Source organism: Streptomyces sp. NPDC002784 (assembly GCF_053592135.1).
Genome location: NZ_JBSFVD010000012.1, coordinates 95,698 through 119,030 on the forward strand (window position 1 = coordinate 95,698; position 23,333 = coordinate 119,030).

Annotated in this window: 21 protein-coding genes; 10 read left to right on the forward strand and 11 right to left on the reverse strand. The window is 73.4% G+C overall.

The features are described from left to right. Positions 1-140: 140 nt before the first annotated feature. Positions 141-1,355, reverse strand: a complete 1,215-nt coding sequence (locus ACWD1Z_RS21585) for a class F sortase (RefSeq protein WP_451120997.1) — start codon at positions 1,353-1,355, stop codon at positions 141-143. Positions 1,356-1,464: 109 nt separating this feature from the next. Here ACWD1Z_RS21585 and ACWD1Z_RS21590 point away from each other — a divergent pair, with 109 nt between their 5' ends. Next, a complete protein-coding gene (locus ACWD1Z_RS21590; protein WP_451121010.1) occupies positions 1,465-1,659 on the forward strand; it encodes a hypothetical protein in 195 nt (64 codons plus the stop codon). Positions 1,660-2,205: 546 nt separating this feature from the next. Here the strand turns inward: ACWD1Z_RS21590 and ACWD1Z_RS21595 are convergent. The 6 genes from ACWD1Z_RS21595 to ACWD1Z_RS21620 all read right to left on the reverse strand — a co-directional run bounded on the left by ACWD1Z_RS21595 (position 2,206) and on the right by ACWD1Z_RS21620 (position 9,297). Then, entirely contained in the window at positions 2,206-2,808 is a 603-nt protein-coding gene (locus tag ACWD1Z_RS21595; protein WP_451120832.1) for a hypothetical protein, read from the reverse strand. A gap of 101 nt (positions 2,809-2,909) precedes the next feature. Continuing rightward, complete coding sequence (locus ACWD1Z_RS21600) at positions 2,910-4,172, reverse strand: MFS transporter (protein WP_451120834.1); 1,263 nt, start codon at positions 4,170-4,172, stop codon at positions 2,910-2,912. A gap of 24 nt (positions 4,173-4,196) precedes the next feature. After that, on the reverse strand, positions 4,197-5,585 hold the full coding sequence (locus tag ACWD1Z_RS21605) for a CitMHS family transporter (RefSeq protein WP_451120836.1): 1,389 nt from the start codon (positions 5,583-5,585) through the stop codon (positions 4,197-4,199). Between the two features lie 135 nt (positions 5,586-5,720). After that, a complete protein-coding gene (locus ACWD1Z_RS21610) occupies positions 5,721-7,955 on the reverse strand; it encodes a molybdopterin oxidoreductase family protein (RefSeq protein ID WP_451120837.1) in 2,235 nt (744 codons plus the stop codon). A 149-nt stretch (positions 7,956-8,104) separates the two neighbouring features. Continuing rightward, the gene (locus ACWD1Z_RS21615; protein WP_451120839.1) at positions 8,105-8,722 is read right to left on the reverse strand and encodes a TetR family transcriptional regulator; all 618 of its coding nucleotides are present in this window, start codon (positions 8,720-8,722) and stop codon (positions 8,105-8,107) included. After that, positions 8,719-9,297, reverse strand: coding sequence for a hypothetical protein (locus ACWD1Z_RS21620; protein ID WP_451120841.1), 579 nt, complete (start codon positions 9,295-9,297; stop codon positions 8,719-8,721). The genes ACWD1Z_RS21615 and ACWD1Z_RS21620 overlap by 4 nt, the downstream gene beginning before the upstream one ends. Positions 9,298-9,459: 162 nt before the next feature. Here ACWD1Z_RS21620 and hmgA point away from each other — a divergent pair, with 162 nt between their 5' ends. Genes hmgA through ACWD1Z_RS21640 form a run of 4 tightly spaced genes read left to right on the forward strand, consistent with a single transcriptional unit; the run spans position 9,460 to position 13,953 of the window. Next, positions 9,460-10,776, forward strand: coding sequence for a homogentisate 1,2-dioxygenase (hmgA, locus tag ACWD1Z_RS21625; protein ID WP_451120842.1), 1,317 nt, complete (start codon positions 9,460-9,462; stop codon positions 10,774-10,776). 27 nt (positions 10,777-10,803) lie between these two features. Further along, positions 10,804-11,553, forward strand: a complete 750-nt coding sequence (locus tag ACWD1Z_RS21630) for a GntR family transcriptional regulator (protein WP_451120844.1) — start codon at positions 10,804-10,806, stop codon at positions 11,551-11,553. 16 nt (positions 11,554-11,569) lie between these two features. Further along, complete coding sequence (locus ACWD1Z_RS21635) at positions 11,570-12,712, forward strand: type ISP restriction/modification enzyme (RefSeq protein ID WP_451120846.1); 1,143 nt, start codon at positions 11,570-11,572, stop codon at positions 12,710-12,712. Positions 12,713-12,756: 44 nt separating this feature from the next. Continuing rightward, entirely contained in the window at positions 12,757-13,953 is a 1,197-nt protein-coding gene (locus tag ACWD1Z_RS21640) for a CaiB/BaiF CoA transferase family protein (RefSeq protein ID WP_451120848.1), read from the forward strand. A 17-nt stretch (positions 13,954-13,970) separates the two neighbouring features. On the opposite strand, the gene ACWD1Z_RS21645 is transcribed toward ACWD1Z_RS21640, so the two are convergent. The 3 genes from ACWD1Z_RS21645 to ACWD1Z_RS21655 all read right to left on the reverse strand — a co-directional run bounded on the left by ACWD1Z_RS21645 (position 13,971) and on the right by ACWD1Z_RS21655 (position 15,694). Continuing rightward, positions 13,971-14,240 (reverse strand): hypothetical protein, encoded by a 270-nt coding sequence (locus tag ACWD1Z_RS21645; RefSeq protein ID WP_451120850.1) that lies wholly within the window; start codon positions 14,238-14,240, stop codon positions 13,971-13,973. A gap of 126 nt (positions 14,241-14,366) precedes the next feature. Continuing rightward, positions 14,367-15,155, reverse strand: a complete 789-nt coding sequence (locus tag ACWD1Z_RS21650) for an anti-sigma factor (RefSeq protein WP_451120852.1) — start codon at positions 15,153-15,155, stop codon at positions 14,367-14,369. Further along, on the reverse strand, positions 15,152-15,694 hold the full coding sequence (locus tag ACWD1Z_RS21655; RefSeq protein ID WP_451120854.1) for a sigma-70 family RNA polymerase sigma factor: 543 nt from the start codon (positions 15,692-15,694) through the stop codon (positions 15,152-15,154). Before ACWD1Z_RS21655 ends, ACWD1Z_RS21650 begins: the two co-directional genes overlap by 4 nt. A gap of 207 nt (positions 15,695-15,901) precedes the next feature. Here ACWD1Z_RS21655 and ACWD1Z_RS21660 point away from each other — a divergent pair, with 207 nt between their 5' ends. The 4 genes from ACWD1Z_RS21660 to ACWD1Z_RS21675 all read left to right on the forward strand — a co-directional run bounded on the left by ACWD1Z_RS21660 (position 15,902) and on the right by ACWD1Z_RS21675 (position 21,938). Then, positions 15,902-17,428, forward strand: coding sequence for a DUF4331 domain-containing protein (locus tag ACWD1Z_RS21660; protein ID WP_451120856.1), 1,527 nt, complete (start codon positions 15,902-15,904; stop codon positions 17,426-17,428). Positions 17,429-17,697: 269 nt separating this feature from the next. Then, entirely contained in the window at positions 17,698-18,777 is a 1,080-nt protein-coding gene (locus ACWD1Z_RS21665; RefSeq protein WP_451120858.1) for a tetratricopeptide repeat protein, read from the forward strand. Further along, positions 18,774-20,294, forward strand: a complete 1,521-nt coding sequence (locus ACWD1Z_RS21670; RefSeq protein WP_451120860.1) for a nickel transporter — start codon at positions 18,774-18,776, stop codon at positions 20,292-20,294. The genes ACWD1Z_RS21665 and ACWD1Z_RS21670 overlap by 4 nt, the downstream gene beginning before the upstream one ends. Before the next feature lie 33 nt (positions 20,295-20,327). Beyond that, positions 20,328-21,938: a serine/threonine-protein kinase gene (locus ACWD1Z_RS21675; protein ID WP_451120862.1), complete on the forward strand. Its 1,611-nt coding sequence runs from the start codon at positions 20,328-20,330 to the stop codon at positions 21,936-21,938. Positions 21,939-21,942: 4 nt separating this feature from the next. On the opposite strand, the gene ACWD1Z_RS21680 is transcribed toward ACWD1Z_RS21675, so the two are convergent. Next, a complete protein-coding gene (locus ACWD1Z_RS21680) occupies positions 21,943-22,737 on the reverse strand; it encodes an SGNH/GDSL hydrolase family protein (protein WP_451120864.1) in 795 nt (264 codons plus the stop codon). Between the two features lie 221 nt (positions 22,738-22,958). On the opposite strand from ACWD1Z_RS21680, the gene ACWD1Z_RS21685 reads away from it, so the two are divergent. Next, the gene (locus tag ACWD1Z_RS21685; RefSeq protein WP_451120866.1) at positions 22,959-23,333 is read left to right on the forward strand and encodes a hypothetical protein; all 375 of its coding nucleotides are present in this window, start codon (positions 22,959-22,961) and stop codon (positions 23,331-23,333) included.

Sequence of the window (23,333 nt, forward strand, 5' to 3'; positions counted from 1 at the left end):
GTACTCCGCGGCTTGACACCCCGTGCGGGTCGTACGGGGCCTGTGGGTCACGGAAGTTAACGGAATGTAGGCGGCCGGGGGAAGAGAATGGGCGGGATCGGACGCGGCCGTCCAGCAAGTGAGAAAGCGGACGGCCGAATTCAGCGCCGGGCGGGGGCGGCCGGGGCCTCGCGGACCTTCACGAGGTGGGCGAAGACGACCACGTTGCCCGAATAGCCGGTCTTGCGGTCGTAGTTCCCGCCGCAGGTGATCAGCCGCAGCTCGGGGCGGCTCCGGGCGCCGTACACCTCGCTGCTGGGGAACCGGTCCTTCTCGTACGACTTGATCGCGTCGACGGCGTAGACGGCGGTCCGTCCGTCGGCGCGCCGGATCTCGACCGTGCGTCCACGGCGCAGTTCGGTGAGTCCGGAGAAGACGGCGGGGCCGGTGTCGGTGTCGAGATGTCCCACGGCGACGGCGGTGCCCTGCTCGCCGGGCGACGGCCCGTCGGCGTACCAGCCGACCAGGTTGGGGTCGTCGTCGGGGGGTGCGGGCAGCCGGTGCTGACGGTCCAGGCGCAGATCCATGACCGGGGCGTCGATGTCGAGATAACCGATGGACAGGCGGGTCGCCCGGGAGCGCGGGAGGGGCCGGACCGCGGGCCGGGGGCGGGGGGCGGCCTTCGCCTTGGGCCCCGGTGACTCCGGAGCGGCCGAGCGACGCGGCTCGCCCGGCGGCCGGGACGCCCCACTCCGAGGGCCGGCCCCTGCCGGGGGGCGGGCGGTGTTGCGGGGGGTGGCCCCGGCTGGGGGGCGGGCGGTGTCAGGCGGGTTGGATCCTGCCGGGGGGCGGGCGGTGTTGCGGGGGTCGGCCCCTACCGGGGGGCGGGCTGTGTCACGCGGGTTGGCTCCTGACGGGTGCGGTGCTGCCCCGCGCGGGTTGGCCCCTGCCGGAGGGCCGCCTGTGCCACGCGGGTTGGCCCCTGCCGGGTGCAGTGCTGCCCCACGCGGGTCGCTTCCCGCCGGGTGCCGAGGGGTCGTCCCACGCGGGTCGGCCCCTGCCGGGGGGTGGGCCGCCCCACGCGGGTCGGCTCCCTCCGGCTGCCGCGCGCCTGCCCCGGCCCCGTGAGTCCCCTCCGGGCGCCGCGCCACCCCGTTGGGGTCGGTCCCCAGCGGGTGCTGCAGGGGCGTCCCCTGCTGACCGGTCCCCTGGGGACGCTGCTGCGGTGCACCCCGCGCGCCGGTCCGATCCCCGGCGCCCGGTGCCACCTCGGAGACCGGCGACGCACCAGAGCCCGGTGCCGCACCAGCCCCTGACGCCACACCGGCACCCGACTGCACACCAGAACTCGGCGCCACACCGGCACCCAACTGCACACCGGAGCCCGGTCCCGCACCGGCACCCGACTGCGCACCGAGGCCCGACGACGAACCAGAACCCGACTGCGTACCAGAATCCGGGTGCGCACCAGAGCCCGACCACGAGTTGGAGCCCGACGACGAACCGGAGACCGCCGACGAACCGGATACCAGCGCCGCGCCGGAGCCCGGCAAGGAACCCGGGCGGGCGGCCTCGGCCGTGCCGCCCGCCAGCGTCCCGCCGGGCTCCTCGCCCTGGCCCCACCAGACGACGCCCGCCATCAGCGAGACGGCCACCGCGACCGTTCTCGTCAGGCGGTAGGCGCGCGTCCGGAACCAGGGCCTGCGCCCGCGTCCCGGCGGACGCGGCGTGGTGGCCTGCGGCCCGGCGCCCGCGAGGGGCGCGGGGCCGCGTCGGCGTGCCGCTCCGCGGTGGGGTGCGGCCGGCCGCGACGGCCTCGCCGCACCCGACCGCCCACCGGCCCCGGCACCCCCGGCCCCGGTACCGGCACCCCTGGCCCCAGCACGCCCGGCCCCCGTACTGGCACCCCTGACCCCGACTCTCCCTTCCCCAGCCCCGGCTCTCCCGGCCCCGGTACCGCCACTCCTAGCCCCGGCACCGCCACCCCTGGCCCCAGCACCCCCGACCCCAGGACCGGCACCGCTAGCACCGGCCCCGGCACCCGCGGCACCGGCACCCCTGGCCCCAGTACCGGCACCCCTACCCCCACCACCGCCACCCCCGGCACCGGCACCCCTGGCCCCAGTACCGGCACCCCTACCCCCACCACCGCCACCCCCGGCCCCAGAACCCCCGACCCCGGCATTCCTACCCCCGGCCCGGCCCCCGGCTCTCCCAGCGGAGCGCTTACGCTCCATGCGGGCGGCGACGGAGTCGGAACCACACCACCCCGCTCACCGCGGCCAGGCCCACGGCGGCGGCGCCGGCGACCGGAGCGAAGGCATCGTCGCGCGCCATGCCGCCGCCACCGGCCGGCGGACCGCCGTTCGGCACGGGGGGCGCCGTGGGCTTGGACACCGGGCAGTTGACCTTGAACACCTTGTGCTTGCCCGCGCCGTGACCGAGGTTGGTCTTCCAGGTGAGCTTGTACTGCCCGTTGGGCAGAGCGAGCGGGATGGTCTGCGCGCTGCGGTTCTGCTCGATGGTGACGGTGTTGTCGGGGTAAGACGCGTTGGGCAGCTCGGCGCCGCCCGGAATCAGCGGCTGGGTCTTGATGGTCCAGGTGACCACCTCACCGGGGTCGAAGTTGAACGCGGCGAGGTAGAAGTCGCAGACCTGGGGCTCGTTGCGCTGGTCGTCGAAGGGGGTGCCCACCTTGTGGATCTTGACATCCCCGTTGTCAGGCTGGGCAAGGGCGGCGGGGGCCCCTACGGCCGTCCCGGCGAGGGTCAGGGCCGCGAGGGCGGCGGCGCGCGCTCCGGCGCGGCGTGGCAGAGACGTGGTGGGCATGCGAAGTCCTCCGAGTCAGATGATTGTCGTACAAGTCGCGCTTTACCTGACTCTTTGTCACATCTCGCGCACCAAGGGACGAAGCCGCGCCCTACGACCCGTCAGTCATCCCTCTTACGGCTCACAGCCGCCCGGGACCGGCGGCGCGAGGCACCCTCTCCGCCGTCGCCCTCGCCCTCCCCCCGCTCACCCTCCCCGGCCCCCGGCGACCGCGCGGCAACCCCCGCCGACGCCAGCAGCAGCGCGCCCAGCATCACGAACGGCGCCGCCACTCCGGCGACGCCCGCGACCAGGCCCGCCGTGGCGGGCGCGGCGACCTGGCCGAGGCGGTTGCCGGTGAGCCGCAGGGCGAGGGCGGTGGAGCGGGCGCCGTCGGGGGCCGCCTGGACGACCGTCGTCATGGACAGCGGCTGGCCGACACCGAGGCAGAACCCGAGCGCGGTGAGGATCAGGGCCAGCGCCCACACCGGCACCGGCAGCGCGACACCGGCGCACAGGACGGCCGCCAGCAGACAGGTGACCGTCAGCAGGGCGGCGCGCCCCAGCAGCCGGAGCAGCGGCGTCAGCACCAGCCGGCAGGCGATGGTGGCCGCGGCGCGCAGGCTCAGCAGCAGCCCGATCACCGAGGGGGCGATGCCCCGGTGTTCGCCGACCACCGGGAGGTAGGCGGTGAGGACGTCGGTCGCGGACAGCACCGAGAGGCTGATCAGGATGCCGGCGGGCACGCCCCGGCTGCGCAGGATGCGGTGGACGGGGACCCGGTCGCCCTGCCTCGTACGGGACTTGGGCGTCGTACGGCGGTCCTCGACGCGCCACAGGGAGGTGAGCGCGACCGCCGCCCCCGCGCCCGCGACGAGCAGCGCGAGCGCGCTGGTGCCCGCCATGTCCCGGCCGCCGATCAGCGCACCCGCCGCGATCGGGCCGACGAGCTGGCCCAGGGAGGCGCCGATGGTGAAGTGGCCGAAGTTGCGGTCCTGTTCGTGCGGGGCGGACTGGCGGGCGACCAGGGACTGGGCGCCGATCACGAAGGAGAGGTGGCCGAGGCCCATCACCCCGCTCCACAGGGCCATCGTCCCCAGCGAGTCGGCCAGTCCGCTCAGCGCGCAGCCGCCCGCGATCAGGGCCACGCCGGCCGGCAGCAGGGGCGCGCAGCGGCCGTGGTCGGTACGGCGGCCGAGGGGGACGGCGGCGAACAGCGGGAGCAGCGCGTACACCCCGGCGATGACGCCGACGGCCCGCTCGTCGGCGCCCAGCGCCAGGGCCCGGTAGGAGACGGCGGGCCGGGCCATCGACACCGCCCCCTGCGCGAAGCTGAAGGCGATGACGAGGCGGAGCAGCCAGCCGCGGTTCCCACCGGGCGCCATGGTGCAAGTCTCCTTGGCCGTCGGTCAGATGATGCCGAAGAGGATGCCCGCGCCGAGGATGACGAGGCAGGTGGCGGCGGCCCACTTGACCACGAACCTCGTGTGGTCGCCGAAGTCGACCCTGGCCATGCCGACCAGGACGTACACGGCCGGGACGAGCGGGCTCGACATGTGCAGCGGCTGGCCGACCAGCGAGGCGCGGGCCATCTCCAGCGGGGAGACGCCGTGCGCGGCACCGGCCTCGGCGAGGACCGGCAGGACGCCGAAGTAGAAGCCGTCGTTCGACATGAAGTAGGTGAGCGGGAGGCTCAGCAGGCCGGTCACCAGGGCCATGTGCGGGCCCATGCCCTCGGGGATGACGTCCACCATCCAGGTGGCCATGCTGTCGACCATGCCGGTGCCCTGGAGGACGCCGGTGAAGACGGCGGCGGCGAAGACCATGCCGGAGACGTTGAGGACGTTGTCGGCGTGGGCGGCGAGCCGGGCCCGCTGGTCGGGGATGCGGGGGAAGTTGACGGTGAGGGCCAGCGCGGCGCCGAGCAGGAACAGCACCGGGATGGGCAGCCACTCCAGGATCATGGCGGTCAGGAGCACGACCGTCAGCAGCGCGTTGAACCAGTAGAGCCTCGGGCGAAGGGTGGCCCGGTTCGGGTCGAGGCCCTGGAAGCCGTCGTCCTCGGTGTCCGCGCCGGTGCCGGAGCCGGCGGAGCCGGCGGGCAGCGTGCCCTGGCCGGAACCCGCGCCGACCAGCACGGTCTCGGTCTCCTTCTCCTCGACCAGCACCTCGTCCAGCGTGAGCACGCCGAGCCGCTTGCGCTCGCGCAGACCGAGCACGTACGAGAGGACGAACACGAAGAGCAGGCCGACCAGGAGTGCCGGGATCATGGGCACGAAGATGTCGCTGGCGTCCAGCTTCAGCGCGGTGGCGGCGCGGGCGGTGGGGCCGCCCCAGGGCAGGGTGTTCATCACGCCGTTGGCCATGGCGGCGACACCGGTCAGCACCACCAGGCTCATCTTCAGGCGCTTGTAGAGCGGGTACATCGCCGAGACCGTGATCATGAAGGTGGTCGAGCCGTCGCCGTCGAGGGAGACGATCGCCGCGAGGACGGCCGTACCGACGACGATCCGCATCGGGTCGGCCTTCGCGAACTTCAGGATCCCGCGCACGATCGGGTCGAAGAGGCCGACGTCGATCATCACCCCGAAGTAGACGATCGCGAACATGAGCATCGCCGCGGTGGGGGCGAGGCTGGTGACGCCGTCGATGACGTAGTCACCGAGGTGGGCGCCCTTCCCGACGAAGACGCAGAACAGTGCCGGGATCAGCACGAGCGCCGCGATCGGCGACATCTTCTTCATCATGATCAGGACCAGGAAGGTCGCGATCATGGCGAAGCCGAGGATGGTCAGCATGAAATGGATACCTAACGTTCGCCCTTGAACATCCCACCAGGGCCGGCGGTGCGACGACGTTAGGTCTCTGCAAACCGCGTTAACAAGACGTTGACGTGCGAGCAATAAGCGCAAAACTCCAGGTCAGGGCTTTGCTCAGGTCACCGGGGTGAGCTGGACGGGGAATCCGTTGAGGACGGCGTTGCCCGACAGCGGATCGAGCAGGCTGCCGTCGAGGAGCTGGTTGACGTTGGCTCCGGGCTCCTTGTGCGCATGGCTCAGCCGGGTCCCGGGCCGGTCGTGCCCCCACCCGTGCGGCAGGCTGACCACGCCGGGACGCACGGCCTCGGTGACCTCGGCGGGCGCGGTGACCTCTCCCCCGGCCCCCTTCAGCCGTACGGCCGCCCCGTCCCGCACGCCGAGCCGTTCGGCGTCGTCGGGGTGGATGTGCAGGGTGCAGCGGTTGCTGCCGCCGGTGAGGGCGGGCACGTTGTGCATCCAGCTGTTGTTGGAGCGCAGATGGCGGCGGCCGACGAGGACGAGGCCGTCGTCGGGGCGGCGCCGCAGGGCCTGCCGGAGCCGGGGCAGGTCGTCGGCGATCGGCCGGGGCAGCAGCTCGACCTTCCCGCTCCTGGTCTTCAGCCGCTGCGGCAGCCGGGGCCGGAGCGGGCCGAGGTCGATGCCGTGCGGATGCGCCAGCAGCTTGTCCAGGCTCAGCCCGTCGGGCCGGGCGCCGAAGCCGTCGCCGTAGGGGCCGAGGCGGAGCATCATGTCGAGCCGTCGCTCGGGCCCCGTGCCGCCGCTGAGCCGGGTCTGCAGCTCGCGCGGATCGCGGCCGTGGACCGGCGAGTGCGGCTCCTTGACCGCCTTGCCGAGCGTCTGGTCGATGACCAGCTGGTCGACGGCGGCCGGATCGGCGCCGTGCATCCCGCTCGCGGCGAGCACCAGCCGGGCCATGATCTCCGTCTCGGCCATGCGGCCGGGCTCCAGCGGGACGGCGGCCCGGGTGTAGCGGACCTGGTTGCGCACGGCGAGGGTGTTGAAGGCGAAGTCGTGGTGCGGGCTCTGGGAGGGCGGGGGCGGCGGCAGCACGACCGTGGCGTGGCGCGAGGTCTCGTTGAGGTACGGGTCGACGCTGACCATGAAATCCAGGGAGTCCAGCGCCTTGTCGAGCCGGTCGCCGTCGGGGGTGGAGAGCACCGGGTTGGCGGCGATGGCGACGAGCGCCCGGACGGGCTCGCCCTGCTCGGTCGGGGTGTCGATCTCCTCGGCGAGGGCGGAGATCGGCAACTCCCCCTTGGCCTCCGGGTACTGGCTCACCCGGGAGTGCCAGCGGGCGAGCTGGAAGCCGTGGCCGGGACCGGCGGGGCGGGGCGTGCGGTCGGTGGCCGCCTGGGGGAAGAGGGCGCCGCCGGGCCGGTCGAGGTTGCCGGTGAGGATGTTGAGGACGTCCACGAGCCAGCTGGCCAGGGTGCCGTGGGCGACCGTGCAGCTGCCGATGCGGCCGTAGACGGCGGCGGTCGGCGCGGCGGCGATTTCGCGGGCGAGCGTGCGGATCGTGCCGGCGTCGACGTCACAGGCGCCCGCGACGGCGTCGGGGGTGAAGTCCCGTAGCGCCTCCTGCAGTTCGTCGAGCCCGTCCAGATGAGCAGTCAACTCCCCGGTGCGCACGAGCCCTTCCTCGAACAGCACGGACGCCATGGCGGCGAGGAGCAGCGCGTCGGTGCCGGGGCGGACGGCGATGTGCCGGTCGGCGAGCCTGGCGGTACGGGTGCGGCGCGGGTCGATGACGGTGAGGGTGCCGCCGCGGGCCTTGAGGGCCTTGAGCCGGCCGGGGAAGTCGGGGGCGGTGCACAGACTCCCGTTGGACTCCAGGGGGTTGGCGCCGATCAGGAGGAGGTGGTCGGTGCGGTCGAGGTCGGGCACGGGGATGGCGTTGGCGTCGCCGAAGAGCAGGCCGCTCGACACGTGCTTGGGCATCTGGTCGACGGTGGACGCGGTGAACAGGCTGTGGGTGCCGAGGGCGCCGATCAGGAGGGGCGGGTAGAGGGCGCCGGCCATGGTGTGGACGTTGGGGTTGCCGAGGACGATCCCGACGGAGTGCGGCCCGTACCGCTCGACGACAGACCGGATCCCCGCGGCGACGGCGTCGAAGGCTTCCTCCCAGGTGGCCTCGCGCAGGACGCCGTCCTTGCGCACGAGGGGCCCGGTGAGGCGGTCCGGATCCCCGTCGACGGCCCCGAAGGAGGCCCCCTTCGGGCAGATGAACCCCTGGCTGAACACATCGTCCCGGTCCCCCCGGGCCCCGGTGACCCGGCTCCCCTCGACGGTGAGCGTCAGGCCACAGGTGGCCTCGCACAGCGGACAGATGCGCAGAGCGGTGCGGGACACGGGTCCTCCTGGGGCGGCGACGGCGGCGCGCGGACGTGAGAGCGAGCATACCGACCGGTAGGGATGCTGGGGAGGGGGTGGTGGCGGTCGGTCGAGCAGACCCCGCCCAGTGAAGCTCAGGGAAGCCCCAGCAACGGCACGCCCCCCGATCAGTCCAGAACCCTCGCCAGATACGCCCGCAGCAGCTCCCTCGCCTCGCCGATGATCCGTTCGTCCCCCTCGGGGGCGACCCGGAAGGCGAGGTGGACCAAGGTGTCGGCCGTTTCCACGGCGACCAGGAAGACGCGGCGCAGGTCCTCGTCGGGGGTGCGGTCGAGGTAGCCGGACAGCAGGTCGGTGAGGCGGTCGGCGACTCGGTGATTGGGTTCCGCCCGGCGGGCGCCGACCGGTATCTGGTTGCCGAAGTCGACCAGGGCGAAGCCGGGGGCGGTGCGCTTCATCAGCAGGTACTCGTCGAGTACGACATCCATGGCCGCCCGCCAGTCGCGGACGGCGCAGGCCGCCAGCCGCTCGGTGACGCGGTCGGCGTAGCGGTCGAGGTTGCGCTGGGCGAGGGCGTCGGCCATCTGGCGCTTGTTGCCGAAGAAGCGGTAGACCGAGCCGATGGGGACGCCGGCGCGCTGGGCGACCGCGCGGGTGCTCAGGCCGTCGTAGCCGACCTCGTCGAGGAGGCCGGCGCAGGCGTCGAGGATCCTGGTGAGCCGTTCGGCACTGCGTCGCTGGACGGGCGCGCGGCGGAGCGAGGTCGCGTGGGGCACGGGCTTCATGATGCCTTTCCGGCTCGGTCCGGTGAACCTTGCCCTCCTGTACGGACCCCGGTGGCCCCTGCACTCAGTCGCGGCTCCGCTCCGGAGGCCGTGATGTCGGCCGTACTCTCGATCGGCTCCCCGTCCACCGCCCACACCGTGCCGTCGTCCGCGTAGAGCCGGGCGGTGACGTGGTGCGTGCCGCGCGGGACGAGGTGGGCCGGCAGGCGGTACTCGGGGGTGCGCACCTTGGCGATCAGGCGGCCGTCGAGATAGAGGTGCGCCAGGCCCCGCCCGGCCACCGGCACCTCCTTGGCACCGGCGGGCGAGAAGCGGAAGCCGCGGACGGTCAGCCGTACGTCCCAGCTCTCGTCGGAGTTGGGCTGCACCTCGACGCCGACCTCGGGCGCCTGGTCCCCGTCCACCTCGCGGTAGAGCCGGCCCTCCTCGTCGGCGTCGTCGAGCAGCTCACCGACCGGCGAGGGCGACTCGCCGTTCTTCTGTTCCTGTGTGCCACTGGAGCCGCAGCCCACGGATCCGGTCAGCAGCAGGACACAGACCGCGAGCGCGGCGAGCAGCGCCCGCGTCCACGACATGCCCGGAGCGTAGAACACCGGTCCGACGACTCGGATCCCCCTGAGGTCTGGTTCCGGTCGTCCCTGATGAGGAGAACCCGGGGACCACCCGTCCCCCTCTTGCGTCCGCGGAGCCACAATCCTACGGTGATGCATAGGATTACTCAGGGCAAGGGAGCGATCATGAGCGGGGACGCGCGGAAGACCGCGGAGGGGCTGTCGTATCTCCAGGGATTCGGCAATGAACACACCTCCGAGGCGGTGCCCGGCACCCTGCCCGAGGGCCGCAACTCACCGCAGCGCGCGCCGCTCGGGCTGTACGCGGAGCAGCTGAGCGGTTCGGCGTTCACCGAGCCGCGGGCCCACAACCGCCGCTCGTGGCTGTACCGGATCCGCCCGTCGGCGGCCCACCCGGCGTTCACGCGCATGGACAACGGCCCGGTGCGCACCGCGCCCTTCACGGAGTCGGTGCCCGACCCGAACCGGCTGCGCTGGAACCCGCTGCCGGAGCCCGCGCCCGGGACCGACTTCCTGGCCGGCCTGTGGACCCTCGGCGGCAACGGCGACGCGACCCAGCGCACCGGCATGGCCGTGCACCTCTACAGCGCCAACGCCTCGATGGACCGCGTCCTCAGCGACTCCGACGGCGAGCTGCTGATCGTCCCGGAGCGCGGCGGGCTGCTGCTGCGCACCGAGTTCGGGCTGCTGCACGCCGAGCCGGGGCAGGTGGCGCTGCTCCCGCGCGGGGTGCGCTTCCGGGTCGAGCTGCTGGACGGCACCGCGCGCGGCTACGTCTGCGAGAACTACGGCGCCCCCTTCCAGCTCCCCGACCTCGGCCCGATCGGCGCCAACGGCCTCGCCAACGCCCGCGACTTCCGGGCGCCCGTCGCCGCGTACGAGGACGTCGAGGGCCCGGTGGAGGTCGTGAACAAGTTCTGCGGCAACCTCTGGAGGGCGACGTACGACCACTCCCCGCTCGACGTGGTCGCCTGGCACGGCAACCACGTGCCCTATGTGTACGACCTGCGCCGCTTCAACGTCATCGGGACGATCTCGTACGACCACCCGGACCCGTCGATCTTCACGGTGCTGACGTCGCCGAGTGACACCCCCGGTCTCGCGGGCGTCGACTTCGTCGTGTTCGCGCCGCGCTGGCTGGTGGGCGAGGACACCTTCCGGCCGCCGTACTTCCACCGGAACGTGATGAGCGAGTACATGGGCCTGATCGAGGGCGCCTACGACGCCAAGGCGGAGGGCTTCGTGCCGGGCGGGGGCTCGCTGCACAACATGATGTCGGCGCACGGCCCGGACCGGGAGACCTTCGACCGCGCGAGCGCCGCCGAGCTGACGCCGCAGAAGATCGACGACGGGCTCGCGTTCATGTTCGAGACGCGGTGGCCGGTGACCCTGACCGGGCAGGCGGCGGAGGCGGAGCACCTGCAGCGGCGCTACGACGACGTGTGGCAGGGTCTCGAACGCCACTTCCGCCCCTTGCACTGATCAACTCATGCCGGTACGGATGGCCACGTGACCTCCTTCGCCCCGGACTCCATCGTCCTCAACCGCAAGCTGCCGCTGTGGTACCAGGTGTCGCAGTCGCTGCGCGCCTCGATCCTCGGCCGCCGGCCCCAGGACCCGCTGCGCCTGCCCACGGAGGAGCAGTTGGCGGGGCACTACGGCGTGAGCGTGCTGACCATGCGGCAGGCGCTGAAGGAGCTGGAGGACGAGGGGCTGATCTCCCGGCACCGGCGCCGGGGCACGTTCATCGAGCCGCATGTGCAGCGGGGCGCGCCGGTGCGGCTGCTGGGGTCGGTGGACGCGATCGTGGCCCAGCAGTCGGGGATGACGACCCGGATGCTGGACCACGGCAAGGGGCCGGTCCCCGCCGAACTCGCCGAGTACTTCCCGGATCCGGGCGAGGTGGGGACGTACCACCGGCTGCGCAGCGACGAGAAGACGGGCGAGCCGACCAATCACGCCCGCAATTACGTCCGTCCCGAACTCGCCGCCCGTATCGATCCGGCGGACCTGGCGCGCTGGCCGATGACGAAGGTGCTGCGGGATGTCGTCGGGGCGGACATCAGCCGTATCACGGACACGGTGGAGGCGCGGCTGGCGGAGCCGGAGACGGCCCGGCTGCTGGAAGTGCCGCTGCTGAGCCCGATCTTGCACTACACGGGCGTTACGTACGATTCGGACGGCCGGGTGCTGGATGTGGCGGTCATCAATTACCGGGGTGACCGTTTCTCGTTCACGGTGACCCTCGACGCGACGTAGTCGGCCACGTCGTACGATGCCCAGCGTGACGCACGACGACGCGCCGCCGCTGGCGGACCTCATGCCGTGGTCCGTCGCACCGCTTCGGCTGGGGCGGGGGTGGCCGACGGGCCCCGACGCGGCCTGTCTGAAGGCCCGCTGGGACGCCTTCGTCAAGGCCGAGGGCCCCGACCGGGAAGCGCTGCTGGAACCGACCCGCTCCCGCACCCTGCACTCGGCGGTGGGCCAACTGCCGGGCCACCCGGGCGGTACGGAGAGACTGCTCCGCGCCTCGGGGCCGTGCCCGGAGCCGGTGCGGGTGCTGTGCGCGCCCTTCGACGAGCAGTGGCTGATCCCGGACCACCGGCTGATCGACGCGGCCCGGCCGGAGTTGTGGCGGGTGGCGGACGACCACCAGACGTTCCTGGTCGAGACCCCCGGCCGGCTCCTCGCCACCGCCCTGCTCCCCCTACTGCGCCCGGGCCGGATCCGCCCCCTCTACCGCCGCCCCGGCGGCACGGAACCCAACCTGGCCCCGGGCCTGCTGGACCACCTGGCGACCCGCCTGGGCCTGTCCCCGACCCCGGCCGACGTCCTGGCCTGGACCCTCACGGCGGCCCGCCCGGATCTCACGGTCCCCCTCCCCGAGGATCCCGGGCTCTGGGCGCGGGGCGTGGAGTCGGGCCACCGCCTCCTGTGGCTGATGCGCCGCGACGGCGACCGCCCCAGACTCCCCGGCGGCCGCCGCCCGTACGTCCGCGCCCCGCTGCCCTCCCGCCCGCTGACCCTCCGCTACGACCGCGAGGAGGAGACCCTGCACCTGGACGAGGGCCGCATCTCCCCGGTGCCGCCGGAGGCCTGGGACTTCGAGGCGGACGGCGTCCGTGTGCTGGAGCGGTGGTTCACGGTCCGTACGGCCGAGCCGGCGCAGCCGGGCACCCTGGCGGCGATCCGCCCCCCGGCCTGGCCGCAAGTGTGGACGTCGGAGCTGCTGGAGCTGATCACCATCCTCGCGCTGCGGGCCGAACTCCGGCCTTTCGAGGAGGAGTTGACGTCCCGGATCACCGCGACCGAGCTGCGCGAGGCGGGCGTGCTCCCGGTGCCGGACGCAGCACGCCGCCCGGCCTCGGTGCTGGACGGCCCCGAAGAGGGCCCCGAGGGGCAGCTCGCGCTGATCTAGCGGCCCATGGCGCCGGCCAGCCCCCACCGGGCATGATCGCCCGCATGGAATCGCAGCCGCTGCCCCTCGCCGGGATCACCGTCGTCGCCGTCGAACAGGCCGTCTCGGCCCCCTTCGCCACCCGGCAGCTCGCCGATCTCGGCGCTCGGGTGATCAAGGTCGAGCGGATCGACGGCGGCGACTTCGCGCGCGGCTACGACACCGCGGCCCGCGGGCTCGCCTCGCACTTCGTGTGGTGCAACCGCGGCAAGGAGTCCCTCGCCGTGGACCTGAAGGACCCCCGCGGCCTGGACGTCGTACGGCGCCTCGTGCGCGACGCGGACGTCTTCGTGCAGAACCTCGCCCAGGGCGCCGCCGCCCGGCTCGGCCTGGACGCGGCCACGCTGTGCGCCGCGCATCCGCGGCTGATCGCCGTGGACATCTCGGGGTACGGCGCCGGCGGCCCGTACGCGGACAAGCGGGCCTACGACATGCTCGTGCAGTGCGAGGCGGGCCTGGTGTCGGTGACCGGGACGCCGGGGCAGCCGGTGAAGGCGGGGATCCCGGCGGCGGACATCGCGGCGGCCATGTACGCCTTCTCCGGGGTGCTCGCGGCGCTGGTGCGCAGGGGCGTGACCGGGCGGGGCGGCCCGGTGGAGGTGTCGATGCTGGAGTCGCTGGCGGAGTGGATGGGACATCCGCTGCACCACGCGCTGCACGGCGGCACGGCACCGGCGCGCACCGGCCTCGCGCACGCCGTCATCGCGCCCTACGACGCCTATCCGACGGCGGACGGGGGCCGGGTGCTGCTGTCGGTGCAGAACGACCGGGAGTGGCGGCGGCTGGCCGAACAGGTGCTCCAGCGCCCGGAGTTGGCAACCGACCCGGCCTTCGCCACGAACGCGGCGCGGGTGGCGCACCGGGAGCGCACGGACGAGCTGGTCGGGCAGGCGCTGGGCGCGCTCGGCACGGACGAGGCGCTGGCGCGCCTGGAGGGGGCGGGTCTGGCGTGTGCGCGGTTGAGGGATCTGCACGAGGTGGCGGACCATCCGCAGCTGGCGGCCCGGGAGCGGTGGCGGGAGGTGGGATCGCCGGTGGGACCGCTCCGGGCGCTGCTGCCGCCCATCACGCTGCCGGGCGGGGACGCGGCACGCATGGGGGACGTGCCCGCGCTCGGGGAGCACACCGAGGAGCTGCTGCGCGCCGTGGGAATGACGGACGACGAGATCGCAGCGCTGCGCCGGGACGGTGTGGCCGCCTGAGCGCGGGGCGCGAACGCCTAGTGGCCGCCGAACAGCGAGCGGCGCAGTCGGCGCAGCGGCGCGAAGAGCGAGACGCGACGGACGCGCGCCCCCCGGTCGCTCTGCTGACGCACGGGCGCACGGGCGGTCAGCTCACGCATCAGTGAGGTCGCCTCGGCCGTCTCCCGCTGCGGTACGGCAGGGCCTGCCAGCACCGAGAGATGGCGGTCGAGGCGCGAACTGGTCGCGCTGCTCCCGCAGGTGATCGCAGGGACCCTGGCCCTGCTGCGCACTGTTATCTGTTCCATGTCACTCCCCACCCGTACGAGTCCACCCGGCCCGGGCAGGGTAACCCTATCGCCCCCTCGGGGCACTCGTGTATCGCGGTCACAGGATTCACCTTCCCCGTAAGGGTGTTGACGACTCTTCCGTGATTACTCTCCGAATCCAACCGATTTCAGGGCGAGTTGGACAACCGGCTGAGCAGTGGGCTGTAGCGATCCCCCGTCCGGCTCGACGGTCACAGCCAGTGACGTGGCGGAGGTGTCGAGGCCGGACGCGACCAAGGGCGTGTCGCCGTCGAAGAGCCCGAGGGAGCGCGGTTGCGCGCCCGGGCGCATGAGCCACAGTTGGCGCACCCGGTCGCCCGGAAGGTCGTCGTAGCCGCCGAGGGTGACGACCGCGCGCCCCTCCGACACGGAAGCGATCACCCCGATGCTCCGGCCCTCGGCGTCCCGCCCGGTGCTCGCGCGCGCGTCGGGGGCGGCGAGAACGTGGGCGATCTCACGCGCCCGCGCCCGCTCGGCGTCCAGCTGCTCCTGCTGCCGGTTCGCCTGCACGGCGAACAGGGAGGCGACGACGAGGGCAGCGGCGGCCGTGGCGGTGGCGAAGGGCACGAACAGCGGCCGCCGCTCCCGCACCCGGCCCGGCGGCGGCCGTGTCCCCCACACCTGCGGCGGCAACTGCGGCTCCCGCGCCCGCACGGGCTCCTGAGCGGTCGTCCGTACGGCGGCCAGGACCCGTTCGCGCAGCGCGGCCGGCGGCGGCGCGGACGTCGGCCAGGCCAGCCGTACCGCGTCCTCGGACAGGGTCCGTACCTCGGCGGCGCAGCGCGCGCACTTGGTCAGATGCTTCTCGAAGCGCACGCGCTCCCCCCGTTCCAGGGCGTCGAGGGCGTAGGGGGCGGCGAGGGAGTGGAGGCGCTCACGGCCGAAGAGGCTCATGCGGCACCTCCGAGGCACTCGCGCAGCCGGGTCAGGCCGTCCCGCATCCGGGTCTTGACCGTGCCCAGTGGCAGGGAGAGCCGTTCGGCGACCTCCCGGTAGGTGTAGCCGTCGTAGTAGGCGAGGGTGACGGACTGCCGTTGCAGGGCGGTGAGCCGGTCGAGGCAGCGGCGCACCCATTCGCGCTCCAGGCCGGCCTCGACCTCCTCGGACACCTGGTCGAAGGCGGGGTGATGGGACCGCCGTGCCTCGCGCTGCTCGCGTTCGCCGGCCGCGCGGGCGCTGCGCACCCGGTCCACGGCCCGGCGATGGGCGAGGGTGAGGATCCACGCCAGGGCGCTGCCCCGGCCGGGGTCGAACCGTCCCGCGGAGCGCCACGTCTCCAGCAGCACCTCCTGCGCCACCTCCTCCGACTGCGCCGGGTCCCGCACGACCCGCCGCACCAGGCCGAACACCGGCCCCGACACGATCCCGTACAGCTCCTCGAAAGCCCGCTGGTCGCCGCCGGCCACCAGCAGCAGCAGCTCGTCCGCCTCCAACTCGCCTCCCCCTCCCGCGAGACCGCATCTCGGCCGTCCCGTCCCACGAGGTATTCGCACCGCACCCACCTCCGGATGGGGTTACGGATCGGAGGGCCGAAAACGCGGGTCGGCGGGGCGCCGGATCAGTTTCGGCGCGGACCAATCCGCCCGGCACCCCGCTCCGAATCCCGGTGCGTCAGACAAGCTGAACCGAGGACGGACGGCATGACACCAATCTCCAGGAGCGGCGCGGGACGCGCGAGTGCCGCGACCCTCATCTGCGGGGCGCTGGCCGCCGGCGGGCTCGCGGCCGCCGGCGTGACCGCGCTGGAACCGGGGGCGGCCGCCGCCTCCAGCCACCGGGAGGCCCCGCTGATCTCGGGGACCCCGCAGTACGACAACACGGACGTGTACGCGTTCGTCAGCCCCGACAAGCCGGACACGACGACGATCGTCGCGAACTGGATCCCCTTCGAGGAACCGGCCGGCGGACCGAACTTCTTCACGTTCGCGGAGGACGCGCAGTACGACCTCCACATCGACAACGACGGCGACGCGCAGGGCGACCTGCTGTACCGGTTCACGTTCGAGACGCACGTGAAGAACAAGAAGACGTTCCTGTACAACACCGGGCCCGTCGAGAGCCTGGACGATCCCGACCTGAACATCACGCAGACCTACGACATCGACCTGCTGCGCCTGAAGAACCAGCACCTGGTGTCGCGGACGAAGGTCGCCAGCGATGTGCCGGTGGCGCCGTCGAACGTCGGCAAGGCGTCGATGCCGGACTACGCGACCCTCCGGTCGCAGGCCGTCCATCAACTGGCCGGTGGCGCCTCGTCGTTCGCCGGTCAGGCCGACGACCCCTTCTTCCTCGACCTGCGGGTCTTCGACCTGCTGTACGGGGGAGATCTGAGCGAGGTCGGCAACGACACGCTCAAGGGGTACAACGTCAACTCCATAGCCCTCCAGGTGCCGACGCACCTGATCACGGAGTCGGCGGAGCAGCCGATCGTGGGGATCTGGTCGACGACCCAGCGGAAGAACGCGCGGGGGCACTTCACCCAGGTGTCCCGGCTGGGCATGCCGCTGGTGAACGAGGTCGTCAATCCGATCAAGGACAAGGACAAGTTCAACGCGAGCGCGCCCTGGGACGACGGGCGGTTCCTGAGGAACGTGACCGAGCCGGAGCTGCCGAAGCTGATCGAGGGGATCTACAGGATCCCCGCACCGGCCGAGCCGCGGAACGACCTCGTGGAGGTGTTCCTGACGGGCGTGAAGGGACTCAACCAGCCGCCGCACGTGCGTCCCGCGGAGGAGCTGCGGCTGAACACCTCCATCGAGCCGGCCGCCGAGCCGAAGCGGCTGGGTGTGCTGGACGGGGACAACGCCGGGTTCCCCAACGGGCGGCGGCTGACGGATGACGTGATCGATGCGTCGCTGCAGGTCGTCGAGGGTGAACTGGTGGGCTCCGAAAACGACTTGGGGGACGCGGTCGACACGAACGACAAGGAGTTCGAGAAGGCGTTCCCGTATGTCGCGTTGCCGACGGAGGGGTCCCGGGGGCCGCTGGCGGAGGGGACGGCCGGGGGGAACGACGTGCGCAATCAGCTCGGCGACGCGGTGTCCTCCGGGGGTTTGGCGGACGACTCCACGCTGATGGCGGCTTCCGCGGGGGCGGGGGCTGTCGGGGTGGTTCTGGTCGGGGCCGGGTTGGTGTGGTGGCGGCGGATGCGGGGGCGGGCGTACTAGGCGCGCCGCTGTATCCCTACCGTTTCTTCGTCAGTGATCTAGGAGAGGGCATGACATCGCGCGTCCGACTTGGGCTTTGTGGCGGGCTGTTGGCCGTTGCGCTTACCGCCGGGGCCGTTGCCTTCGGAGGGGGCCAGGGTGCTCCGGAGCGTGGCGTCGCCGCTGTGTCGCCGGTGGCACTGAGGTCCGGTGACCTTGAGGCGCTTCAGGAGCATCTTCGGGTCCAGCCACGGGATTTCACCGGATGGGCGACCCTTGGTCTCGCGTACGTGGAACAGGCCCGCACGACCGGCGACGCCTCCCGCTACCCGTACGCCGAGCGGGCGCTGAAGCGGTCGCTCGCGGTGGAGCCCGGTAATGATCCGGCCCTCGCCGGGCAGGCCGCCCTGGCCGCCGCCCGGCATGACTTCCCCGGTGCCCTCAGGTACGCGGACCGGGCCCTGGCCGCCAACCCCTACAACGAGCACGCCCTGGCCACCCGCATCGACGCCCTCGCCGAACTCGGCCGCTACGACGCCGCCGCACAGGCCGCCGACACCGCCGACGCACGCCGGCCGGGCGTTCCCGTCTTCACCCGGTACGCCTACGTGCACGAGCTGCGCGGCGAGGTGGGGACCGCGCGGCGCGTGCTGGAGCAGGCCCTCTCCTCCGCCACCGCTCCCCCGGACGTGGCGTACGTGGCCACGCAGCTCGGCCAACTCGCCTTCAGCCAGGGCGACTACGAGGAGGCGCTGGGCCGGTTCGCCCGCGCCCTCGCCGCCGACGACACCTATCTGCCCGCGCTGGAGGGCCGCGCCCGCGCACAGGCGGCCGGTGGGGACCCGGAAGCGGCCGTACGGGGCATGGAGGCCGTCGTCGAGCGGGCGCCGCTCCCCGGGCCGCTCGTGGTGCTCGGCGAGTTGTACGAGGCGGCCGGCCGGGAAGAGCGCGCCCGTGACCAGTACGCCCTCGTCGACGCGTGGACCGCGCTCGCCCGGGCCAACGGCGTCAACGCCGACCTCGACACCGCGCTCGCCGCCGCCGACCACGGCGACCCCGACACCGCCCTGCGCGCGGCCCGCGCCGAGTGGGACCGGCGCCGCACCGTGCACACCGCGGACGCCCTGGCCTGGGCGCTGCACAGGAGCGGCCGTGCCGAGGAGGCGCTGCCCTACGCGCGCCGGGCCACGGCGACCGGCTACCGGAACGCCGCGTTCCTCCACCATCGCGGCATGATCGAGCGCGCCACCGGTCACGAGCGGGAGGCGCGGAAGCACCTGGCGGCGGCCCTGCGCCTCAACCCGGGCTTCTCCCCGCTCGGCGCCCGCGAGGCCCGTACCGCCCTGAAGGATCTGGAGGCGGGCGAGTGACCCTCCGTCGAACGGTCGCCTCCGGCGCGGCCCTGCTCACGGCCGTCGGCGCGCTGGTGCTGGCCGGTTCCCCGTCCGCGAGCGCGCACCCCCTCGGCAACTTCACGGTGAACCGCTACGACGGACTCGTGGCCGCGCCCGGCACCTTGCGCGTGCACCATGTCGAGGACCTGGCCGAGATCCCGGCGACGCAGGCGAAGCCGGACGTCGAACGGCTGGGCCTCGACGCCTGGGCCGGGCGGCGGTGCGCCACCGCCGCCCGGGACAGCGCCCTCACCGTCGACGGCCGGAGCGTCGCCCTCACCGTGGAGACCAGTCACGCCCGCCGGGGGCCCGGACAGGCCGGGCTCGACACGCTCCGGGTCGAGTGCGTGCTGTCGGCTCCGCTGCCCGACGCCGACAGCCTCGCGCTGGACTTCCGGGCCGCCGGCGCCGAGTCCGGGCCCGGCTGGCGGGAGGTCACCGCGCGCGGCGACCGGATGACGCTCACCGCCTCCGACGTACCCGAGGAGTCGCTGTCCCGCGAACTCAGCGACTATCCCGAGGAGTTGCTCTCCTCCCCCGCCGACACCGCGGCCGCCTCCCTGAGCGTGCGGCCGGGCGGTCCCGCGCTGGCCGGGCAGGAGCGGGACGCGCCCGCCGCCTCGGTGCTGCCGCGCGGCGCCGACCGCTGGACGCGGGCCCTGGACTCCCTGGTGGCCCGCAGCGACCTCACCGTCGGCTTCGCCGCCCTCGCCCTGTGCGTCGCGGTCGGTCTCGGCGCCCTGCACGCCCTCGCGCCGGGCCACGGCAAGACGCTCATGGCGGCGGTGGCCGCGGCCCGCGGTGGACGCGCCCGGCTGAAGGACGTCCTGCCGCTCGCCGCCTCGGTGACGGTCACGCACACGCTGGGCGTGGTCGCCCTGGGGCTGCTGATCACCGCGGGCTCCACCGCGGCACCGGCCGTGATCGGCTGGCTGGGCATCGCCGGCGGCGCCCTGGTCACCGCCGCGGGCGCGACGCTCGTACGGCGGGCCTGGCGCGGCCGGAGCCACCGGCACACGCACACCCCGGCGCACGTGCCCGCGCGCACGCCCGTCCTGGTCGGCGCGCATGCCCACGAGCACGCCCACCCGGTCACCCACACCCATCGCCACAGCCACGGGGGCCGTACGCACACCCACGCCACCGCCCCCACCGTGCGCGGCACGATCCTCCTCGGGTTCGCCGGAGGGCTCGTGCCCAGTCCCTCGGCCGTCGTGGTCCTGGTCGGGGCCGCGGCGCTCGGGCACGCCTGGTTCGGGCTGCTGCTCGTCTTGGCGTACGGCGTCGGGCTCGCGCTCACCCTCAGCGCCGCGGGGTTCGCCGTGGTCCGCCTGGGAGGCGGGGCGAGCCGGGCGCTGGAGCGGCGCCCGCGCTGGGCCGCCCGCCCGTCGGCGGCCCTGGTCCGCCGTACCGCACCGCTGGTGTCCGCGGTGGTCGTCGTAGCTCTTGGGGTCGGATTGGTGCTCAAGGGGGCGGCATCCGCACTCGGTTGAGCTACTTTGTGAGGAAAAGGTGATTTCGCGCGCATGCGAATGGGGGCGCCCGTGTCCGACGCACCGGGCAGTGAACGAGTGATCGCGGGCCGCTACCGTCTCCTGTCCCCCCTCGGCGAGGGCGGCATGGGGACGGTCTGGCGCGCCCGGGACGAGGTGCTGCACCGCGAGGTCGCCGTCAAGGAGGTGCGGGCGCCGCACGGTCTGCCGGCCGCCGATGTGGAGCGGCTGTACGCCCGTCTGGAGCGCGAGGCGTGGGCGGCGGCCCGGGTCGCGAACCGGAATGTGGTGACGGTGTACGACGTGGCCGTGCAGGACGGCCGGCCGTGGATCGTGATGGAGCTGGTCCGGGGTATCTCGCTGGCCGAACTCCTGGACTCCGAGGGCCCGTTGCCCCCGCGGCGCGCGGCGCACATCGGGGCCGAGGTGCTGGCCGCGCTGCGCGCCGCGCACGAGGCCGGGGTGCTGCACCGGGACGTGAAGCCGGCGAACGTCCTGCTGTCGAACGACGGCCGTGTGGTGCTCACCGACTTCGGGATCGCCACGGTGGAGGGCAGTTCCGCGCTGACGATGACCGGTGAGGTGATCGGCTCGCCCGAGTTCCTCGCGCCGGAGCGGGCGCTGGGGCGCAGGCCGGGACCGGAGTCGGACCTGTGGTCGCTCGGTGTGCTGCTGTACGCGGCCGTCGAGGGCAACTCCCCGTTCCGCCAGGACACCCCGCTCTCCACCCTGCGCGCGATCGTCGACGAGGAGCTGCCGGCGCCGCGCCGGGCCGGTCCGCTCGCGCCCGTGATCGAAGGGCTGCTGCGCAAGGACCCCGCCGAGCGGCTGCCGGCGGAGCGGGCGGAGCAGGAGCTGCGGATCGTCGGCTCGGGCGGGACCCCGCGGGCGGGGACGGTCCGGGCGTCGCCGTACGCCCCGACCCTCGCCGGGCACCGGGAGCCGCCGCCGACCCCGCCCCTGCCCTACCCCGCGGCGGCCACCGCTCGCACCCACCCCACCGCCGAGGAGCGCCCCGGCCGCAACCGCCGTGCCGCCGTCGTCCTGGTCGCCGGTCTCGCGGTGCTCGCGCTGGCGCTGGCCGGTGTGATGTGGGCGCTGCTGAACGGCGAGAAGGACGGCGGCCGCGCCGGGAGCGGCACCACCAGCCAGGCGGAGACGGAGCCGGAGGCGACCCCGTCCGAGACGGCGGACGACAGCACCCCGGAGCCGACGCCGAGCGAGACGCGGACGGAGTCGAGCCCGCCGCCGCAGTCGGTGGAGGTCTCCCTGGCCGGCTCGCGCACGGAGTACGAGGGTGCCTGTCCGCCGCCGGAGGCCGAGGCCCCGGCCTTCACGGCGACGTTCACGGTGGGCCGGCTGCCCGCGGAGGTCAGCTATCGCTGGGTGTCGCGGGACGGCGAGGTGATGGACCAGGGCTGGAAGACGCTGTCGTTCCCCGAGGGCGGCTCCCGCACCAAGGAGGACCGCGCGTTCGTGACGACATCCGCCGACGATTCGGACAGCGGTACGTTCGAGAACGAGATCAGTGTCGAGGTCCGGGATCCGGTGGAGACGACGTCGGAACCGGTGCCGTTCTCGGTGACGTGTGTGACGGAGACCCCGACGGACGGGGTCTCCCCTTCACCCTCGCCGAGCGACTGAAGGATCAGGCCGCGCTGTTGAGGACCGGCAGGTAGCCGCCGGACTGGCCGGCCGCGGTCGGGTGGTACGAGTCACCGATGTTGAGCCAGTTGACACTGTGCAGCCAGGAGCTGCCGGAGCAGATCTCATGGCCGGTGAAGGTGGGGCGGACGTCGCCGAACGTGAAGGAGTGCGCGGCGGCGCGGCGGGCGACGGCGGCGTCCAGGTAGTCGGCCGCGTCGTTGATGGCCTTGCGCTTGGTCTCCGACAGGCCGAGGCAGGCCTGGCCGAGCTGGTAGAAGCGCGGGTAGCCGAGCACGACCACCCGGGCGGACGGGGCCTTGGCGCGGATCGCCGAGTAGACGCTGTCGAGCTTGCCGGGGAGCGTCGAGTCGACGTACGCCTTGGCGGTGTTGATGCGGGAGATGCAGGAGCTGTCGGACTGGAGCACACAGGTCGTCATGACGTCGGCGAACCCGGCGTCGTTGCCGCCCACGCTGATGGAGACCAGGGCGGTGCTGGAGCTGAGCGGGCCCAGCTGGTTGGCCAGAACATCACCCGTTCGAGCACCCGAGCAGGCGGTGAAGGCGAACGACGAGGGTGAGTTGGCGGCCGCCCAGAGGTAGGGGTGGGCCTTCGTGCTGCGCTTGCAGTCACCGCTGGAGCTGATGTAGCTCCCGGCGCCGACGCCCGAGGCGTAGGAGTCGCCGAGGGCCACGTACGGGCCGGGGGCTGCCTGGGCCGGGCCGGCGCCGGTGAGCACGGCGCCGGCGGCGAGGAGGAGTGCGCTGACGTAAGCGGCGATTCGGGAACGTCTCATGGAACCTCCCTTTAGCAGGATCTCTGCCATAACTGTGGTAGCAGCTACGCGTGTTGACGGGAAGTGTGCATGTCAACAATTCAGTCGTGCGCCCCCCTCGCCGTCTTGACGCCGTCGCGGGCCTGCGCCACATTGAAGCCCGGCATCCGGCGCTTCGGGGGGCAAAGTCGCCAATGCAGACGTTCAGGCTGAAGTCATCTTCATCGGACGGCGTTCAGCGCGTGCGACCGGGACCTGAGGACCTGGCGCCGCTGCTGGCGGGCGCCGCGACGGCCGTGGGGGCGGCCGGAGCGCTGCTCGCGCTGGCCGACAGCGATTCCCCGCTGCGCGGCCCGCTCACGCTGTTCTTCCTGCTCGCGGCACCGGCCGCGGCCATCGCCGCCGCCCTGCGCGGGCTCGACCCCTTCGGCCGGACGCTCGCCTCGCTGGCGGGCGCGGTCGTCGTCAACATGCTGGTGGCCCAGGGGATGCTGACCCTGCACCAGTGGTCGGCCACCGGCGGCATCGTGGCCGTGACCGCGCTGAGCTCCCTGCTCTTCCTGCTGGTTCTGGCGCGACGGCTGCGCGGCCGTACGGAAAGAAAGCGGAATCCCTGA

Coding starts and splice junctions, on each gene's coding strand:
- ACWD1Z_RS21660 (WP_451120856.1), top strand. CDS start 15,902: ATGACACCAATCTCCAGGAGCGGCGCGGGACGCGCGAGTGCCGCGACC.
- ACWD1Z_RS21650 (WP_451120852.1), bottom strand. CDS start 15,155: ATGAGCCTCTTCGGCCGTGAGCGCCTCCACTCCCTCGCCGCCCCCTAC.
- ACWD1Z_RS21620 (WP_451120841.1), bottom strand. CDS start 9,297: ATGTCGTGGACGCGGGCGCTGCTCGCCGCGCTCGCGGTCTGTGTCCTG.
- ACWD1Z_RS21645 (WP_451120850.1), bottom strand. CDS start 14,240: ATGGAACAGATAACAGTGCGCAGCAGGGCCAGGGTCCCTGCGATCACC.
- ACWD1Z_RS21680 (WP_451120864.1), bottom strand. CDS start 22,737: ATGAGACGTTCCCGAATCGCCGCTTACGTCAGCGCACTCCTCCTCGCC.
- ACWD1Z_RS21635 (WP_451120846.1), top strand. CDS start 11,570: ATGCCCAGCGTGACGCACGACGACGCGCCGCCGCTGGCGGACCTCATG.
- ACWD1Z_RS21615 (WP_451120839.1), bottom strand. CDS start 8,722: ATGAAGCCCGTGCCCCACGCGACCTCGCTCCGCCGCGCGCCCGTCCAG.
- ACWD1Z_RS21675 (WP_451120862.1), top strand. CDS start 20,328: ATGCGAATGGGGGCGCCCGTGTCCGACGCACCGGGCAGTGAACGAGTG.
- ACWD1Z_RS21595 (WP_451120832.1), bottom strand. CDS start 2,808: ATGCCCACCACGTCTCTGCCACGCCGCGCCGGAGCGCGCGCCGCCGCC.
- ACWD1Z_RS21605 (WP_451120836.1), bottom strand. CDS start 5,585: ATGCTGACCATCCTCGGCTTCGCCATGATCGCGACCTTCCTGGTCCTG.
- ACWD1Z_RS21600 (WP_451120834.1), bottom strand. CDS start 4,172: ATGGCGCCCGGTGGGAACCGCGGCTGGCTGCTCCGCCTCGTCATCGCC.
- hmgA (WP_451120842.1), top strand. CDS start 9,460: ATGAGCGGGGACGCGCGGAAGACCGCGGAGGGGCTGTCGTATCTCCAG.
- ACWD1Z_RS21640 (WP_451120848.1), top strand. CDS start 12,757: ATGGAATCGCAGCCGCTGCCCCTCGCCGGGATCACCGTCGTCGCCGTC.